We start from the raw sequence: 19,386 nt of genomic DNA on the forward strand, positions 1-19,386 counted from the left end.
TAGTTGTATTTCAATAAGATCTCTAAAATAACCAGCTCTTGTTTCACCTAAATTACAAAAACTGTTCACTTTTTTGAAAAAATATTTTACAATAAATAAAAAACATGATAAAATAAAGTGCTCCTTTTTGTAGTAAGTAAAAGTTTAAGGTAAAAGATAATTTAGAAATGCCTCATAATCGAGTTTTAAGCTACCTTACATAAGTAACTTAGGTCTTGGTAGTATAATTGTACCCTGGAGTCGTGTAATCACTTTAAATCCGCACTAAATACAATTGTCTCAAAGTTGTATTTTTTTCATTAAATTTAAGTAATGTTTTGTGGTAATCTCTCTAGGTCTTCTTTATTTCTATTTATCCAATATATTTTATATTTATTATTACTGTTATTATTTATTACTATTATATATATATAATATATAAGGGTTTTAGGAAGCTAGAATCCGCCTCACTGGCTGACTTTAGACATGTGGTTTCTAGGAACGCTTTTAGGAACGTAGGCAAAAAAGCTAGCTCTCACGCAGAATTTAGGTTCCTGATTTCTAATTACTGATTTAGGAACCTAGGAATTAGGAATGTAATACAATCATTGATGGTGCTATTTCTTAAGTGCTAAGTTTTAGTTGAGTGGATGTAAATTGATAGTAGCTATAGATTGAAAGGGCAATAGAGAAAACTTGGTAAACTCTAAAATATTTTTACCCATAAAAAAAGACTTATCCTAACATTAAATTTTGCCTATAGCTAAAATCTTCAGCTCCAGGGGTGAATTTTCCTATACCACGAGCAAATGGTCCTGTTGGAATGTCAAGCCACTTATCCTCTTTTGAACCTGTAGACATCACTTTAACTAACTGCTTTACCTGTAAAAGTTCCTGTACCATACGCTCTAGTCTATCCCTTCCCATGCTGTGAAAAACTTCAGGTAGTCTATGCCGTTGCTTATATACTCCTGTGCTTCCTGTGTGAGTAAATGGGTGTCCTGCAACAGCAGATCGTGTAATTGCATCAGTAAGACATATTTTAAGGTCTTTTTCACTAGCATTTTAACTGTTAGTTGTATTGTTATATCTTCTAGTAGCCCTGTTTCCTGATTTCTTAGGTAAGTTCTTACAGTGCGATCAGCTAACCCATTGGCCTTCACAACTGCCCCATGAAATAAAGCATTCTGTCTTGGTGTTTCTCCTACTGCCTTAAAGATCTCTAGCCTAGATGTATTTTCTATTGGCCAAAAAGCGTATGAGCATCTAACACCATTAACAAGAGCAGAGGTGCTTTATGTAGAGGAGTTCTACCTTTCCAGTCAACTGCATTAACATCCGCTCCATATTTTATTAATAATTCTAGTATATCTATACTTCCATTGTTGACTGCTATATGGACAGGGTAGTAACCTTCATCGTTTGCTAAATCAAGTCTAGCTTCAGATTCTAACAGAAATTTTATCAGGGCTTTTGATGAACCGTTTTTAATAGCAAAGTGTAGAAGAGTCTGACCCTTCGAGTCAGTTACATTGACATCTGCTCCATGTTCTATCAGAAGATTTAGCATATCTTGTGAAATTTCCCGATCGTCCCTTATAAGGACATGTAATGGGGTGAGACCATCTTTATCCAACACCGCAGCTTCAGTGGTATGGAATTTTTCACTCTTAAGGTAACTCTTCAATTCTTCCACGTCTTCATTTAGCAGATAATTTTTCAAAGTAGCAGAACGACCCGTTTGAACAAAATTAGCAAAAACATCTACATTACGGAAAAGAGAATGTTTGCCGTTTACAAATTCATTTAATTCATCACCTTTAATAAGATCGAAAGGTGTTTCCCCTCTTTTATTAAAAATTTTAATACTTGTAATATCTCTTTCCATAAACCTTAATATTGTTTCTAGGTCACCTCTCATTGCTGCTATATGAAGGGGAGTATTTCCTTCCTCGTTCTGAAGGTTTATTTCGCTACTTTTGTGTATTAGCACTGCTGCTATATCTCTATCTTTCTCAGTTGTCGATACATGATAAAGAGTGTTTCTTGTACTTACCGCGATATGAAGAGGAGTATTTCCTGCTTCATTCTTAGCTATCAAATCAGCTCCTTTTTCTATAAGAAATAAAGCTATATTTAATTCTTGTTTTTTTGCTGCGATATGAAGAGGAGTATTTCCTGCTTCATTCTTAGCCATCAAATTAGCTCCTCTTTTTACAAGGAAAGAAACTAAATCTAAATTACATGTTTTAGTTGCTACGTGCAGAGGTGTATTTCCAGATAAATTTTTACACTCCAAATCTACCCCTTCCTGATCAACTAAATACTCTACTATATTTGATCTTTTATTCTGTACGGCTAAATGAAGTGCCGTATCGTGGTAAGAGTTTAAGACGTTGATATCAACTCCACCACCCTCTACTAAGAGCTTGAGTACCTCGAGGAAGCCATGTCTTGACGCTGAGTGTATAAGGTGGTCACTATCACCATCTTTTTCCTTAGAATCAAAACGAAAATTATCATGCTCTAATATGAATTTCACCATAGCTTTATTGTTTGCTTTTACAGCTACATGAAGTAGAGTTTCACCTGCGCTATTTTCAATGTCCATCTCAATATTATTTCCATGAATGCTACCAGACAGAAGACTCATAACTTCCGTATCAGACATTCCGTGCCTGATTAAGACGTGAAGGATACTATCACCATCGACTATGTTACAACTCGATCTTGATAGTAGTTCTGCATACAAATTGGTACGATATTGATAATATTGATATTCCAAGTTATAAAATCCATAGGTTCGCTTCAACAAAATTTTTAATAATTCTGAGTGAGGTGTACATGCAGCGAACAATTGATCGCCTTTTTCATACATAGCTCCCCTATTAACGAGAAAATCAGCCATTTCTACTGCCTTTTTCCTTTCGTTCGGATCGGAGTTAAATTTTATGTAGTGCTGTAATACAATTTGCAATGGACTTAACCCAGAATTAATGTCGCCCTCTGCTGATACATGTGCAGAAAGAGTACGAATTATTTCATGTGCTATAGGATATTTACCTGACTTCTTTCTGAGATAATCAACAAGCTTATTATAATGCTTTCTACTACCTTCCAGAGAATCTATACGATAGATCTCCATGTTAATAAGATGTTTTCCTTGTGTCATTTTACCTATATTTAAGCTACTCTATAATACAATACTATTTTAGTGATATATAATCAAGATAAGAAATCTACTGTAAAATTCATAATGAAATAAATAAAAGAATTTAATTTAACAGTAGAGAGAGGTATGTTTTGAAAAATTGTGTCTTTTTAGAGCGCACTTTGCTAATAATGATCAATTTTACTGTAAGTAGGTTAACCAACTTTTACTATTATTTAATTGCTAATATTTTAGTATTAAATGATTATGTGAGGCGTAGAATGGATGTTAAAGCAAACTATGCAAAAATTACTAAACGTATTGCAGCGTATTTAGTTGACCAAACAATATTCCTAGTCTGCTGTTCATTCTTTTTTTTATTAATTTCATTTATATTACCAGAAGAATCTCTTACTGACTTTTTTAATTATGTCTTTTCTGATACCGACACTGATACTGGCCTTATATTAGAACGATATGAAATATTAGAAGACTCAGGTACATTACTAGCAAGTTTAGTATATATAGCATTAGAAGTATTAATGATAATAAGACTTGGTTGGACTCCAGGAAAATTACTATTTGGTATATACATAAAGGATGCAAACACACTGAAAAACATTGCTTTTATGCAAGTAATAATAAGAAGCACTTTCAAGACGTTTTTGTTTGTATTTCTCGATACTTATGAGTGGTTTTTAATTTTACCAGTATTGATCCTAATGCTTATACCTATAATATTTGATCAACGTAAACAGCTTTTCTACGATAAAATTGCAAAAACAGTAGTAATGGATTATAGATCTGAAGAATGCTATCCAAGATTAAACTGTGTATATGTGGGAATAACTAGACGCGCTGTAGCATATATTATTGATCATTTCATTGTTAAGTGGACTCTTTTAGTCTTTATTTTTTTTCTTCCAGAAATGACTTTTTTACACTTTAAATTTAAACTATTGATCATGTGTTTACGTATTTTGCTATCAATTCTTTTAGAAGTATTAATGGTAAAAAGATTTGGTGGTACTCCAGGACAATTGTTGTGCCATATTCGTATAAAAGATGCAGATACAATTGAAAATGTCACTCTAACACAAGCAATAATCCGGTGTGTTTCGTTTAAAGTGATTTGCTCATCCATATTCATTATGAGAAGATTTTCTGTTATGTTTGCTTCTGAATGGTGGTTTGATCCTTTACCAGACTTAATCCTTATGACCGTAATACTAATTTTCATGTGTGCAATATCTGATCAACGTAAACAGTTTTTTCATGATAAAATTGCAAAGACAGTAGCTGTAAATTATTGTAAATCTTCAAGCTGATTTCTTTTTCAGTTATGGGTTTATGCTTACTTTTTCTCTACTCAATTTCTAATCTGCATAAAATTTATTAAAGAAACTATTGACACTAAAAATGTCTGTGTTACAAGTAAGCTGTGTTTAATATTTACATAAAGTGTTTACGATCATTTTGTTTGGTGGTGAGGGTAATTTTTAGTTATAATTAAGGGGGTGAAATGCACATGGATCAACAACAATCAAGTAATAGTACAATTAATAGAGTTATCCAGCTACTACAGTCTAGTGTTTTAAAGCAAAAAAATCTTAGCGATAAAGTTAGTGATGCAGAGGTAAGTAGGCTAATAGATGATACAGTAAAACTTAGTCGTTCAAAGCGAAGCAAGAAAGGTAGGAAAGGTTCAAATAAACAGCATGTGCGGAATAAGTGGAATGCGAAGAAGAATAGAGAGAAAGCTCGGGAAATAGTAGGTGAGGCTGTAGATTATTTTGATGGTTATGAAGACCAACTTATTTACAACAGAACGTCACAAGGGGCTATTACTCGAGGTAGCCAAACAGCGATGTCTCTAGAACAGCTTAACTTAGAGCTAATTAACTCTGTAAAACAATCTAATCTTAACAAGGTTAAAGAGTACATTAATGAAGGAGCAGATATAAGTACTAAAGATAATCATGGTAAAACACCTTTACATATAGCTGCTAAGAGAGGTCTTTTAGATATAGCAAAGTTTTTATTGGATAAAGGAGCTGATATTGATGCTCAAGAAAATAAATTTGGTCGAGCACCTTTGCATTTAGCTGCTGCAAAAGGTCACTTAGATATAGTAAAATATCTTATAGAAAAAGGTGCTGATGTTGATGTTTATCAAGGTGGATGGAGTTATAGCACTGCGCTTCACTTGGCTGCTCGGAAAGGTCATTTAGATATAGTAAAATACCTTATAGAGAAGGGTGCTAACCCAAAAGCTACTGATAGTGAAGGTAAAAATCCCCTGCAAAGGGCTGCTCAGAGCGGTCACTCAGATATAGTTGAATATCTTAAGAAGAGCGTTCAACAAGTTACGCAAGTGCAATCAGCTACAGAAAGGCAAAACATTACAACAAAAATACCTCCAGTTACAAAAGAACAACAGGTTAATGATAATAAAACACTACAAGAATCTGCTACTCAAAACAGCCAGATCAGTACATCTGGAACAAATAAAAAAGGAGCTATACAACAACAAGTTACAACAGAAATGTCACAAGTTACAGGAGAAAAACAGTTCGCAGAAGAACAACAAAGCGATTTTATACAGGAAACTTTGGAGGCGCTTTCAGACTTTTTACCTGACTTCAGGGGTGAGCTTTCTAAAACATTAAAGAGGCTTTTTGAAACAAGTAAAGAACAGGTTATAGAAGGACAAAATATTACAACAGGAACATCTAAAGTTATAGATAGACAAAATACTACAACGGAAATACCACAAGTCACAGAAAGACAAAATATTACAATAGTAACACCATTAGTTACAGAAGGACAAAATGTTACAGAGATGTCGCGAGTTACAGGAAGGCAAAATGTTACGATAGAAGTTCCGCAAGTCACAAAAGCACAAAATGTTACAACGGAAATGCCAGTAGTTACAGAAAGACAAAATGTTACAGTAGAAGTCCTACCAGTCACGGAAGTCCAGAATGTTACAACAGAAATTCAGCCAGTTACAGAAGAGCAGAAAATGACTGAGAAGTATAGCAACGGATCTTTACACTTAGGTGCTGAGCAAGGTGATTTAGATATGGTGAAGTATTTTGTAGAAAAAGGCGCTGAAGTTAATGCTAAAGCTAATGATTATTTGGCACCTTTGCAAGTAGCTGCAATAAAAGGTTATTTAGATATAGCGAAATATCTAATTGATAACGGCGCTGATGTTAACATAAAAACTAAAATAAAAAACAACAAAATTGTTATGCCACTACATTTGGCTCTTGATTATAGTAATACACCATTTGGTTACGGCAGAGAGAACCATGCAAAAATAGCAAAATATCTAATCAACAATGGTGCTGATATTAATGTTAAAGGTACTATAACAGACACAACTCCTCTGCACTTAGCTACTGATGCAGGTAAGCTGGACGTAGTAAAACTTCTAGTGGACAAAGGTGCTGATATTAGAGCTAAAGATCGAGATGGTCATATGCCTATTCATATAGCTGTTAAAAATGCTCATAGGATAGGTTTGGATATGGTAAAGTTTTTCTTGAACAAAGGCATAGACGTTAACACGAAAGATGGTGATAACTATACTCTTTTACGGCTTGCTTCAATTGTAGAAGGTGTAAAACACGAAAATCTCGTTAAGTTTCTTATAGAACAGGGAGCTAGTGTAAATCATGAAGAAAATAATGGCTGGTCACCGTTATACTGGGCTGCTAAAGTTGGTAGGTTAGACATTTTAGAGCTTATGATTAGTAAAGGTGCCAATGTGGATTACGCAGGTGAAGATGGTGGCAAACTTCTATATACAGCTGCTGAAGAAGGTCAATTGGACATGGTAAAGTTTTTGTTAGATAAAGGTGCCTACATTGATGCTAAAGTAGAAAACGTTGTTATTATGTTTGGTGTCTTAAAGACACGAGAAGATACACCTTTACATGCAGCTACTGTAGCAGCTATTGAAAAAGGAAGATTAGACGTAGTGAGGCTCCTCTTAAATAGAGGTTCTGATGTTAATGCTAAGGACAGTTTAAAAGGTCACACACCTTTGCATTTGGCTGCTTATTCTGGCAATTTAGATTTGGTAAAACTTTTTATAGAAAAAGGCGCTGATATTAATGCTAAGAACAATGGTGGTGAGACTCCTCTCTACAGAGCTGCTTATAATGGTAAATTAGATGTAGTAAAATACCTTGTAGAGAAAGGCGCTGATATTAATGCTAAGGACAATGGTAGTGAGACTCCTCTCTACAGAGCTGCTTATAATGGTAAATTAGATGTAGTAAAATGCCTTATAGAGAAAGGCGCTGATATTAATGCTAAGAACAATGATGGTGAGACTCCTCTCTACAGTGCTGCTAGGTATGGTTACTTAGATATAGTAAAATACCTTGTAGAGAAAGGCGCCGATATTAATGTTAAGAACAATGATGGTGAGACTCCTCTCTACAGAGCTGCTTATAATGGTAAATTAGATGTAATAAAATACCTTACAGAGAGAGTGCAACAGGCTACAGAAGTACCACAGGTTACAGAAGACTATAGCTATATGTCTTTACACGACGCTGCTAGACAAGGTAATTTGAATGCAGTGAAATATTTTGTAGAGAGACGGGTTAATATTAATGCTAAGGACGACGGTGGATGGACTCCTCTTCACAGTGCTGCTTCTAATGATTACTTAGATGTAGTAAGATACCTTGTAGAGAAAGGCGCTGATATTAATGTTAAGGACAATTCTGAAAGGACTCCTCTTCACAGTGCTGCTTCTCGTGGTAAATTAGATGTGGTAAAATACCTTGTAGAGAAAGGTGCTGATATTGATGCTAAGGCCGATCATAGATGGACTCCTCTTCACTGGGCTGCTTATAATGGTAAATTAGATGTAGTAAAATGCCTTGTAGAGAAAGGCGCTGATATTAATGTTAAGGACAATGATGGTGAGACTCCTCTTCACAGTGCTGCTTCTAATGATTACTTAGATGTAGTAAGATACCTTGTAGAGAAAGGCGCTGATATTAATGCTAAGGACAATGGTGGATGGACTCCTCTTCACAGTTCTAATGGTAAATTAGATGTAGTAAAATGCCTTATAGAGAAAGGCGCTGATATTAATGCTAAGAGCAATGGTGGTAAAACTCCTCTTCACAGTGCTGCTTCTCGTGGTAAATTAGATGTAGTGAAATACCTTGTAGAGAAAGGCACTGATATTAATGCTAAGAACAATGGTGGTGAGACTCCTCTTCACAGTGCTGCTTATAATGGTGAATTAGATGTAGTAAAATACCTTGTAGAGAAAGGCACTGATATTAATGTTAAGGACAATTATGGTGAGACTCCTCTCTACAGTGCTGCTAAGTATGGTTACTTAGGTGTAGTAAAATACCTTGTAAAGAAAGGCGCTGATATTAATGCTAAGAACAATGGTGGTGAGACTTCTCTCTACAGAGCTGCTTATAATGGTTACTTAGATGTAGTAAAGTACCTTAAGTCAAAAGAGGCTCGTCGTTACCGTCGGAGTATTGAAAGTGATAATCTTGCAATAGAAAATACTCAAGCTGTAAGTAGGATCAATAAACTATCATCATGGACAAACAATAGTATTATTAATTGGGTTAAAGGCTTAATATCATCCACAGCCCTGCTTACTTCTAGAGAGCATAACAACCATACTGTTATAGCTGTGCCGGAAATAAACACTACTGTAGTAAATAACACATTAATGTTAGGCATTCTAGCAACTAGCCTGTTTAACAAAACACAACATAGGCAACCAGTTCATGAAAATCTTTTCTCACCAAGAGAGTTGATTATGAGGAATATAGATGATTCAAGCAGGCTTCTAGAGAAAGCATTACAAAAAGGTAAAGAAGAGGGATGGGGTAATAGTCCTAGTACTGATGTCGATGAAGTGGAAGTTATTAGTGGTAACAAGACTGGAATGTGGAAAGTAGATAAATAGTTGATGTTAAAACCTACTCTTTTTTAATAATCCATAACTGCAGTTAAAAACTGATATTGAACAACTGTAAAATAAGGATACCTGTAGATAACAGAGTTTCTTATCGGTAAAGGAGCTGTTATAAATGCTAGTGATAAATACGGTAATACCCCTTTACACAAGGCTACTAAGAATGGTCTCTTAGAAACAGTGAGATCTCTTGTAGAAAATGGTACTAACCTTAATCTTCCTGATAAAAGAGGCAAAGCTCCTCTGCAGTACGCAAACGAAGATATTAAGGAAATGTTACTACGGGAAGCACCACCATCTAGTAGTATGGAAAGTATAAATATAGCAGGTCCAAGTAGGCGTTTTGATAAATTTCATTAAATATTTTTTATGTATCAAAGAGACACTGCATAAAATAAGCAAGAAAATCACTGTTAGCAAACAGAGTCTCCGAAGACATAGAAAGAGCTGTAGTTAGCAGAATTTCCTGCATATGGAAAACAAAGGGCTGTAAATAAGCTTAGAAAAATGGGTTTCTGAAGGTGGATGTGTTGCTAACCTGAGATCTTCGAAAAAAGACTTAAGCTTCTGAGATGCAAAATTCCAACAGAATAGCAATTTAGAAAAGAACAAAGATGGTGAAATTGAAACACTGGTTATTGGGGTTATCAGACACTTATTATATAGAAGGGTATAGGACGAGCAAATTTTTATTTAAGCTTTTGAGCTCAAGAGCTATCTTTGTTTTTGCTATGAATTACCTCAATTTTTCCTTTTATTATCAAATAAATTACTATTAATCTAGCAATGTATTTCACTAATAACTTAAATAATATAACCACTTTCAGCAGTAAAAACCAGCTAGTGAGAGAAGAGTTTGTTTTGGAATGGGTTGGTCTACCATGTGTACCATACGAACTTTTTAATATAATGATTTTGCTATACGCTAAAATTAGCCATATTGGCCTACTTTTGCTAAATCTACGTACGAACTGGTTTACCTAACTTTGCTGCAAAGATTTCAAGCTTCTATTTTTATAACCTTATTTTTACGCGGCTTGTTCTCACAAATATACGATCTTTTTTGCAATTTTAGAAAGAGTCAATAATTCAATTCCTTATAACACTAATTAGTATGGTCTTTTCATTAAATTTATCCTCTCAAAAAGACTGTGCTTTATTCACCTGCTTTAATGGTATTATAATATTTTACACCTAAACCTACTCTATAAAAATTCACAATACGAATTAGTAAATAGATTATATTCAAATTGATTGTATTTATGATATATAGCGCATACAATATATTACTTGTTTATTTTAGTAGGGGGTATAGGTATGTTTAGTTTAAAGCAGGTAGTACAATATAATTTATTTGGTAGTAACGACCTTGAAGGCAATTCATCTTGTGAATTTGAAGATTTTCCTGAAGAGGTATTTGAGATTAGCAATGAAGAAAATCAAGCAATAGATAGTTTGAAAAGTAAAATAGAAAATCTACAACAAGAAAATTTTGATCTTAAAAAAAATGTAGAGTTACAAAAACACTATAAGAAAATAGTAGAAGAGTATTACGAAGAAGTAAGTGAACTTAACAGAGAAATGCAAACCCTAGAAGGGAAAATTAAAAGGCTTGAAGTTGAATTACAAAGAAGGACGAGAAATTTAATTGAAAATGATCAAGACATCGAACAGCTAAAACAGAAAGTAGAAATATTATTATTAGAAACTCAGAACAAAAGTGATATAATTAAGAACTTAAATAATCAATTAAAAGAGGCAAAGAATGAAATTCAGTTAACAGACAAAATAAATGAAGAGTTACAGCAAAAACTGGTTTTGACTGAAGATGAGTTAAATAGAGTAAGAAAAGAAAGTACAGTGCTGATAAACAGTATAGAGGATTTGAAAGGTGATTATGAAAATCAGATATTAGAAAAAGAGAAGGAGCTTAATGATGTAAGAGATCAATTTTGTATTTATTTATCAGAGTATAAAGAACTATTTGCAGAATTCAATAGACTGCAGAAGGAAAACGAAAGTTTAAAACAGAAAAATTTCTATATTAGTAATGAAGTGTCTCTTGCAGATGAAATAAACAAAGAAAACGTAAGAGAAGAAATAGCAAAGCTTCAGTTTGTACCTGAAGTGAAAATTAAACATATTATTGATAATAATGACCAAGAATCAACCTTACCAGATAGAGAAGCAGAAAATTATCGAACAAGTGAAGATAAAAACCTTGAAAATACTGATTTCGAGATTGGAGTATGGAATGAAGCTGACGATGAAAGTAGCGATGACCAGAAATCAACCTGGCTATATGGAAAAACAGAAAATTGTCGAACAAGTGAAGATGAAAACCTTGAAAATAATGATTTCCCAATTGAAGTATGGAACAAAACGGATAGTGAAAGTGACGATGACAACAATGTTAGCCCTTGCCCTGATTATGATGAAAGTTTTGGTAGGCGTTACAGTCAACTATTCTATGATGAAGCCATAATTCATAAAGAAAAAGATACTTTTGTTTTAATTCGTCAAAAAGATTCTTTTTCTTTAGCGAAAGTAAAACCGAATACAAGAGAAGAAGAAAAGTATGAAAGTATTTGGCAAAAAATAAATAAGATCCATGATTATCTGGACATTTTAGGTTACTCTGGTAGCGAAGAAGATTATGAGGAGTGCGAAAAAGAACTTGATAAAGTTATAAACGAAGCACTAAAACAAGGAATAATGTTCACTTTTCCATATAAATCTGATATGTCCTTGATAGATCGTATAGCTGACACATTCCCAAAGCTATATTTATCTGCTGACACTACTCGAATTTATGAGTTTTTACACAAGAAAAAAATATTTCAGATAATATCAGAAGGTGCATCTTTAAACAGATTTAGCGATGAAGAGCATGGAGATGTAGTAAACGTAATTTGTTCAGATAAAGATACCTTAGGTCAGCGAAAAGCAAACCTTTCAAAGCTGAAGGAGTTAGCACTTGAAAGTATTATAAGTAAAAGTGAGCAAATTGATGAACATGACTTTGAACTAGAAATAGATAATGGATATTTTTGTATAGATTACCCACAAAATAGTACTATTGAAGTTGCAAAGATATTCAATAATCAAAAAGCTAAAGATTTAAATCTAAATATTGGTATAGTTCAAGTTGGAAAAAGTATAATTAGAGTTGAAAACATAGAAGGAAGGAGAAATTATACAGACATCTCAGGAGATATCATTGAAATGTCTTTTACCACTGAAGTAGGAGAGATCAGTATTCATCTATGTCCTAATGAGAAAGATAGTAATAAAATAGAGGTGAGGCTTGTCGATGAAGTAAGATTTAACAAATTAGAGAATAAATCAAGTTTAGGGCTAAATTGTCTATTAGGGGGGAAAAGTGTTTTAACAGCTATAGAATATGGGTATTTTAAAAGAAATAGCAGCGTATTTGAAGAGTTAGACAAGGCTATTAAACAGTCAGATTATACAATAGAAAATCCATCTAGCTTTCTAGAGGGGGTTAATAAAAATCAACTACTCAAAGTAAATGCAAGGAGATATGGTCCAGGATTATGATAATACAAATTATCTGCATTATACTAAAATGTAAAAACAAGAGGAGCGAAGATGCTTTTTAATTTAGAGCCAGGCAGTGTTAGTTATAGTGATAAACATAGGATAGGATTGGAACTATCAAAATAAATGATAAAGAAAGAAGGAACTATAGCCCTTCTCATAATAGTCCAAAAAGAGTAAGATATGGATTTATAGTAGTGAAGGTAAGGATGCCAGTAGCATATAGTTATGACTTAAGGAAAAGGGTAATGGAAACGTTGGAGGTGGTGTAACAAGCTTTTTGCCTACCATTTGTCTATTAAGCTTGGGAGTGTTAAATAAACCATACGCGTCAAGTTAAGGAAAAATGAACAAATTTAGTGCACTCAAAGTTGATATTCTTGTTTTTCTATATTTATCTTTTAAGGAGAATTTTGACCAGGTTGAGATGAGTTTTTTGAGGAAAATTTGAACTTTACTGACTACACAATTTAATGTTAAGAATAACTCTCTAACCCGCCTTTTTAGCTCAATAAATGCCTTTGTTAAGCTAAGTTCTGTATTCTTTTTCACTTCTGTGCAACCAACTATGCCGTGAAATATAAGAATTGCGCACAATTTAGCATATAGTTCACATAATACTCTGCATGGCTTTCCTTTTAGCTTATCAAGTCTGATATGGCTTTTATACAATTTAAATAATAACTCAATTTGCCACCTTACTCTGTAAATCGTTAATACTTGCTCAGCACTAATTTTATTTTCTGGAACATTAGTTATAAATATTGACCAGTTCAACAATTTTTGATTTCTTTTAGAGGATGTATATCCCTGCGATCTTGCTAATCTATTAGCTTTCCTTCTTCTGGCCATAGACTGTTCTTCAGTTAGTTTCTGACATATAATTCTTACTCTAATTTTTGCTTCTTTTCCTAACAATACCTCGTTTTCTAAAAATAACTTATCCTCTAAACATTCTAATAACTCCATTTTTTGATTTGTTTCTACATCATATATGTTGGTATCGGATTTATAACGACTTATGAAATAAGCTCCTATTTCATTGATTTGTTTAAAAGAACTTGACACAAAATAACCGAGATCAGATATTAGCAAATCATTGCTTAATATATTACTTAAATGTTTCCTATATCCCTGGTCTGATCTTACTCCCTCCGTTAAATTAAGTTGGTCTATTATCTGATTCATGTAGTCGAAAACTAATTGTAACTTTATTCCAGACTTAGTATTGCTTTCATAGCCACTGTAGCTAGTACCATAACCTTTATACATCTCTTCCATACTGTTAGGTAGAGTAATATAGCTACTGTCCAATAATTTAACACTATTAAATTGCTGTAAGATTTTGCAATCAACTTGCAAGATATTTTTGAAGAGAACCACAGATTCATTATACATCCTTTTCATAAATTCCACTGCTTCTTCAGTAAATCTAAAATCCAAACCTTGTTTTGTTATATCTATCGAGTCCTCGTTTAGTAATTGACACATTGTTTCTACGCTACAATTATCAACCCCTATATTACCCAAGACCATGGCTTTTACGAACGATGAACCTTTTAGCTTTCTCTTTCTTTTTATAAACCTTGTTGTAGTTGAGATTTTATCTGCTTTTTCATTAAAAAATTCTTTGAGCTTTTTTGATAAGCTAGTTATTTTATTCATTGGTTCTCTCACTAAAAGTATTTCTGGGAGAACTTATACCTTATTATTCTATCTCTTTCATACCTTTATTTCCTTAACTTGACGCGTATGGTTAAATAAACTGTGTCAAATCGCATTTTTAGTTCAACTCAATTTTCAATCTATCTGGAAAGAAAATATCAAGTTGAGACATAGTTAAAGCCCAATTAGGGAGAGCCATAATCCACTTTTGCTCTACCTTTTTTATAGCACAATATACCTGTTTGTACAAGGCATTTGTACTAGTAAATGAACCCTTAGTTTTAGTAAATTTCCTGATTTGTCTATGCAACCCCTCAATTGGATTAGTGGTGTAAATCAGCTTCCTAAATGGCCCAGAATACTTAAAATAACTGGATAAGTTTTTCCAATTGTTCTGCCAGGATTTTATAACTAAAGGATATTTCTCACCCCATCAGCTCAAGCAGATAATTCTCAGCAATTTCTTTACTTGAAGCACGATATATTTTTTTCAGATCATTCATGAAAACTTTTACATCTTTACTGGATACATATTTCAGAGAATTTCTTATTTGGTGTACTATACATAGCTGCACTTCTGCACTGGGAAATACACTGTTGATGGCTGCAGGAAAGCTTTTTAGCCCATCTACACATGCAATCAGAATATCTTCTACTCCTCTTTCTTTGAGGTTATTTAGCACTCCCAACCAAAAGTTAGCTCCTTCACTTTCAGCCAAATAAAAGCCCAGGACTTCTTTTCTGCCATTTTGGTCTATGCCCAATATATTGTACATACATTTACTTACGCAATGCCCATCCTCCTTGACCTTAAAGAACATCCCATCCATAAATACTATCGGGTATACTGATTGCAGTGGACGACTACGCCATTCATTGATTATAGGCAGTAATTTGTCGGTAATACTTGATATCTCTGCTGCCGATATTTTGTGATCATAAATTTCCTCAACGTGTGACGCTATATCTCTATAGCTCATACCACTGGCAAATGTGCTCAAAATCTTCGTTTCAAGCTCTGGATGTAAGCTTGTTTGCCTTTTTTTGACTATTTGCGGCTCAAAACTTCCTTCTCTATCTCTTGGCGTTAACAGCTCAAATACTTGTACGTAAAGTCTTTCCATTCCTCCCATTTCTGCGATTATTTTCTTCACTTTCAGCTAATAAATGGTTTTCTATTTCACCTTCTAGACTCGCCTCCAGCAGCTTTTTTATAAATGGTGTTAATGCTTCCTCCTTTCCTGTCAACGGTCTTCCTTCTCGTATAGACGACAGGATATTTGTTTCCAACTCTTTATAATCTACCAATACGTTAGTTCTGTTTACTACTTTTTGACTCATTGTCAAACCTCCATTTTTTTATATCAATTTATTACTTTTTTTCGCTTTGACACACTTTTTTGAACATTCCCATTGTGGTTTTTAATGGCTGGTTCGAGCAATTTCTTGCACCAATTTTACAGCCTGGACAAACAGTGATTTTAGATAATGCAACTTTTCATAAGTCTAAAAAGATTGTCGAATTTGCCAAAAGGGTTGGTGCAGACATTCTGTATCTGCCTCCATATTCTCCAGATTTCAATAAAATTGAGCATCATTGGTTTGCTATAAAAAACAGAGCCAGGAACTCTTTTTAAATCTTTTCGTCAAGCTGTCGATTCTGCTTTTCTTCATTTGTTTCCACTATTATGAGAACAGCTATACCTGAGAAAGCTTACTAACAAAAGCCCTACATTCAAGCAGAAGGGAAGACCATCTTTTACCTTTCTTTTGTATCTTTTGTTGGGAACGCTCACAACCCTATTAAGTGAATAGCTTAAGATAGTTTCTAAAAACCGATGCTTATGATTTTTGGAACTTTGAATTACTTATTTCTACATTAGCAGCATATTTCATATTTGATGAATTTCCTGATACAAATACTTTATGTGGTGCATTGATACTAATACCATCAACTCTATTTATAGTTTACTCAGAGCACAAAAGAAATTTTGCACTTAAAAGTAAGCCAACTTAGAGATCATTACGTAGTATCCTTAACTTTTCACATTATTTAATCACAGCAAAAATGCTTTACCGTAACAGACCAATTCATTAACAAGAAAGCTTAGAGTCTATGCTTGTATAGCATTTTTTCCTGCTAATAAAAGTATACAAAACTTTAGCACTGCGATTAGTCATCTACTAAATAATTGTACTGAATAAAAAATAGTAGCTTGACTTTTAAATTTATCACTACATTATGTAAATTAATTTTACAGTATGGAGGTTATATGGAAGCAAATATGCAGCCACAAGAGTCAACTAAGGAAGAAATAAAAAAGTATGAGGATATAACAGAAGCTTCGTTGTCTCTTGGATCAACTAGTTACAAGGGCACAGTTGAGCAAAGCGCTAGCTAAAAATATGGTACATGAGTAAGGTTTCATTTATGCAAATCTTACTCATGTGGAAATTTTACTTTTTAAGTGAGGTACAGTATTAGTATTATGGTATTTTTAATTATTAATCCTAATTTTCAATATAGGCTAGAGTATTTTGGTTCTTTACTTAGAAATAAGAAAACAGGTCAAGTTTATAAATTAGGTAAAATAAATACATTAGTTTTACTAATCTATCAAGTTTCAAGGTATCAGGATATAATACAAAGTGGTTATAAAAGTTTCAGTAAAGATTTCGGTATTAGTTGTACTCAATTTAACGAAGCTGTTGAGGATCTTGTATCACAAGGCATCATTGTGCCTACTAATAACCGCCCTATAAGCCTACTGGAGGATGTACCTAAAATAAAAAAGCATTTTTAAGAAAATTCTCCAAAAAAAATATAATTAAGCCTTTCTGGTCACACCTTCAACCTTTTACTAGATGCAATCAAAAATGTATTCATTGCTATTGTAAGGGTGGTACTAAGGCAGATCCATTCCTTCTGAGCATTGAACAATGGAAATGTATTATAGAAAGGTTAGGAGGTTATGGGATTTTTGATATTTATATAACAGGTGGGGAAAATTTAATGTTCCCACAATTTTTTGAGCTAGCTTCAATTATTCTATCAAAGAATTTAGGCTTTGGGTTAAGTACAAATGCAAGTATTATTACTTCAACAGTAGTATCAAAATTACGGGAACTTAATATAAAAAAAATACAAGTTTCCTTAGATGGTGCTACATCTCAAACTTATGAGTTTATTAGAGGAGCAAGTCTTGGATCATTCAATAGGAGTGTATTAAAGGGAATAAGAAAGCTGACAGAAATTGCTGAAGTTGTGATAAATACTGTAGTTAACAAGCTAAACTTTCCAGAACTAAAAGATATTATTACAATAGGTCAAAGTTTTGGGGTAAAAAAATTTAAATTTTTTCCTCAGAAAAATTGTGGTAGGTCTAAGGGATATTCTGACATAATTTTAAGTGATAGAGAAATAATTGATGTATTAATACCAGAATGTGAAAGACTTGCAAAACAATACTCCACAAAAATAGAAACTATTGGTAGTGGAAATTGTGGCCCTGGTATATCAGGATTCGCAATTGAACAAAAAGGAGACATTTATCCGTGTATATTTGGAGTCAGTGATAAAACTCAATGTATGGGTAATATACTAAGTGATTCTTTAGATGATGTATGGTTTAATTCTGTAAAATTAGATAAATTTAGAAAACTTGACGAAGGTAGGTTATGCCATAGGTGTGAAACTCCAATGAGTCTATTTGGTTAATATTAATGGACAGGGAAGTAATAATTTATTCTCCACAGTTATTTGATGCACATTTTAAGCAACGTGTAGTAACAGGTAGGTGTTTATCATTAAGTACATATCTTAAGTCTTTAGGCTATAATACTACTTTATTAGATTCCAATTATAAAATTAGCAAACAAGTGGATCTCTTAGCTTATTTATCAAATAACTCACTAAAGTTTTACTTTATACTTGTATTTCTTAACAAAACTGATGCTTATGGTATAGTTTTAAAAAAAATAGCTGATGAGTTAAGATTAATAAAATTAAGTTATAAAGTTGTAATAATAGGTTTCGGTTATCTAGCAGCAAGTGCTTCTGAGGAACTGATGGAGTATGAAGCTGTTGACCTTGTTGTGACTAAGATATCAATACTTTCTTTTATACAGTATGATAGTTATGTACAAACACTTGCAGAAAATGTTCAAGCCAATATTGATAAGTTTTATCAGATTAGAGGTCTACAAAATAGCATCAAATTTTATGAAAATAGTATTATTTCTATAGAAGGTAGTAGTGGATGTAATGCTCGGTGCACTTTTTGTGCATATAATGAAGATGTAGGTCATGGTTGGTATGGGCGTAATGTAACTGAAGCTGCAAAGGATATTCATTACTTGTATGAAGTACATAATATTACAAGATTTGCTTTCAGTGATAATGAATTTGGTGGCAATTTATATGAGTGTAGCTATAGAGCTAAAATTCTAGCAGATCATCTAAATGATATTTGCGACAAAATATCAATAGCACTCAATATTAGATCCGAAGTATTAGATGCAGATTCCATTTTAAATTTCTCAAATGCTGGTGTAAAAACTTTTTTGATTGGAATAGAATCCTTCAATGAAAGAACATTAAAAAAAATTTTTGGAAAGTTAGTTGATCAGGCTCATTTACATAAAGTTATTAAAGAATGTGATAAAAATAATATAAAAACTGTAACAAGTTATATACTGTGGCATCCATGGCAAACTATTGAAAGTATAAAGTTCGAGCTTGATAAAATTGAGAAATTTGGTAGGTATCGAATTCCCCAATTTTTAACTAATAGCATATTGAAGGTAATGCCAGGAACCCCTATCGAGCTAAAAATTAAACGAGATAATCTTTTAAAAAAGTCATTATTTCACAGAAGTTTTGAATTTCAAGACAATAACACAAAAGTTTTATATAACTTACTTAAAACTTGGTATGAAGAAAACGTATATCCTACTTTAAGGCAGCTAAATGATGAAAATAAAGGTGATATACGGCAAATAGCTGAGTTAAAAATAAAAGAATTTGAATGGCTAAAACAACAACTTATTTAAC

10 protein-coding genes and 3 pseudogenes are annotated in these 19,386 nt (G+C 33.0%); 9 read left to right on the forward strand and 4 right to left on the reverse strand.

Annotated elements, in window-relative coordinates; translation table 11 throughout:
- Positions 1–714 precede the first annotated feature (714 nt).
- Together AAGD65_RS04570 and AAGD65_RS04575 are read right to left on the reverse strand one after the other, a co-directional pair.
- A pseudogene (locus AAGD65_RS04570) lies at positions 715–1,271 on the reverse strand (hypothetical protein); the annotation flags it as partial.
- On the reverse strand, positions 1,220–3,151 hold the full coding sequence (locus tag AAGD65_RS04575) for an ankyrin repeat domain-containing protein (RefSeq protein ID WP_264683264.1): 1,932 nt from the start codon (positions 3,149–3,151) through the stop codon (positions 1,220–1,222). The pseudogene AAGD65_RS04570 and the gene AAGD65_RS04575, both read right to left, overlap by 52 nt.
- Before the next feature lie 260 nt (positions 3,152–3,411).
- On the opposite strand from AAGD65_RS04575, the gene AAGD65_RS04580 reads away from it, so the two are divergent.
- From AAGD65_RS04580 to AAGD65_RS04595, 4 genes are all read left to right on the forward strand, one after another.
- Complete coding sequence (locus AAGD65_RS04580) at positions 3,412–4,458, forward strand: RDD family protein (protein ID WP_264683263.1); 1,047 nt, start codon at positions 3,412–3,414, stop codon at positions 4,456–4,458.
- Between the two features lie 194 nt (positions 4,459–4,652).
- Positions 4,653–9,098: an ankyrin repeat domain-containing protein gene (locus AAGD65_RS04585; protein WP_341810895.1), complete on the forward strand. Its 4,446-nt coding sequence runs from the start codon at positions 4,653–4,655 to the stop codon at positions 9,096–9,098.
- A 120-nt stretch (positions 9,099–9,218) separates the two neighbouring features.
- A complete protein-coding gene (locus tag AAGD65_RS04590) occupies positions 9,219–9,467 on the forward strand; it encodes an ankyrin repeat domain-containing protein (RefSeq protein WP_264683398.1) in 249 nt (82 codons plus the stop codon).
- A gap of 957 nt (positions 9,468–10,424) precedes the next feature.
- Positions 10,425–12,668: a hypothetical protein gene (locus AAGD65_RS04595; protein WP_264682441.1), complete on the forward strand. Its 2,244-nt coding sequence runs from the start codon at positions 10,425–10,427 to the stop codon at positions 12,666–12,668.
- A gap of 336 nt (positions 12,669–13,004) precedes the next feature.
- Here the strand turns inward: AAGD65_RS04595 and AAGD65_RS04600 are convergent, their stop codons facing one another.
- Together AAGD65_RS04600 and AAGD65_RS04605 are read right to left on the reverse strand one after the other, a co-directional pair.
- Positions 13,005–14,333 carry an IS4 family transposase gene (locus AAGD65_RS04600; protein WP_264682442.1) on the reverse strand — a complete coding sequence of 443 codons (1,329 nt, stop codon included), beginning with the start codon at positions 14,331–14,333 and terminating at the stop codon, positions 13,005–13,007.
- A 118-nt stretch (positions 14,334–14,451) separates the two neighbouring features.
- A pseudogene (locus AAGD65_RS04605) lies at positions 14,452–15,674 on the reverse strand (IS256 family transposase).
- Positions 15,675–15,751: 77 nt separating this feature from the next.
- Between AAGD65_RS04605 and AAGD65_RS04610 the strand changes: the two are divergent.
- The 5 genes and pseudogenes from AAGD65_RS04610 to AAGD65_RS04630 form a co-directional block, all read left to right on the forward strand.
- A pseudogene (locus tag AAGD65_RS04610) lies at positions 15,752–16,025 on the forward strand (transposase); the annotation flags it as partial.
- A gap of 581 nt (positions 16,026–16,606) precedes the next feature.
- Entirely contained in the window at positions 16,607–16,735 is a 129-nt protein-coding gene (locus AAGD65_RS04615; protein ID WP_019236598.1) for a hypothetical protein, read from the forward strand.
- A gap of 87 nt (positions 16,736–16,822) precedes the next feature.
- Positions 16,823–17,137, forward strand: coding sequence for a hypothetical protein (locus tag AAGD65_RS04620; RefSeq protein WP_341810896.1), 315 nt, complete (start codon positions 16,823–16,825; stop codon positions 17,135–17,137).
- 77 nt (positions 17,138–17,214) lie between these two features.
- On the forward strand, positions 17,215–18,051 hold the full coding sequence (locus tag AAGD65_RS04625; protein WP_341811028.1) for a radical SAM/SPASM domain-containing protein: 837 nt from the start codon (positions 17,215–17,217) through the stop codon (positions 18,049–18,051).
- A gap of 5 nt (positions 18,052–18,056) precedes the next feature.
- Entirely contained in the window at positions 18,057–19,385 is a 1,329-nt protein-coding gene (locus AAGD65_RS04630; RefSeq protein ID WP_341810897.1) for a B12-binding domain-containing radical SAM protein, read from the forward strand.
- Position 19,386: the final 1 nt, after the last annotated feature.

This window comes from Wolbachia endosymbiont (group B) of Chesias legatella (assembly GCF_964026945.1).
In the GTDB taxonomy this organism is placed as follows: Bacteria; Pseudomonadota; Alphaproteobacteria; order Rickettsiales; family Anaplasmataceae; genus Wolbachia.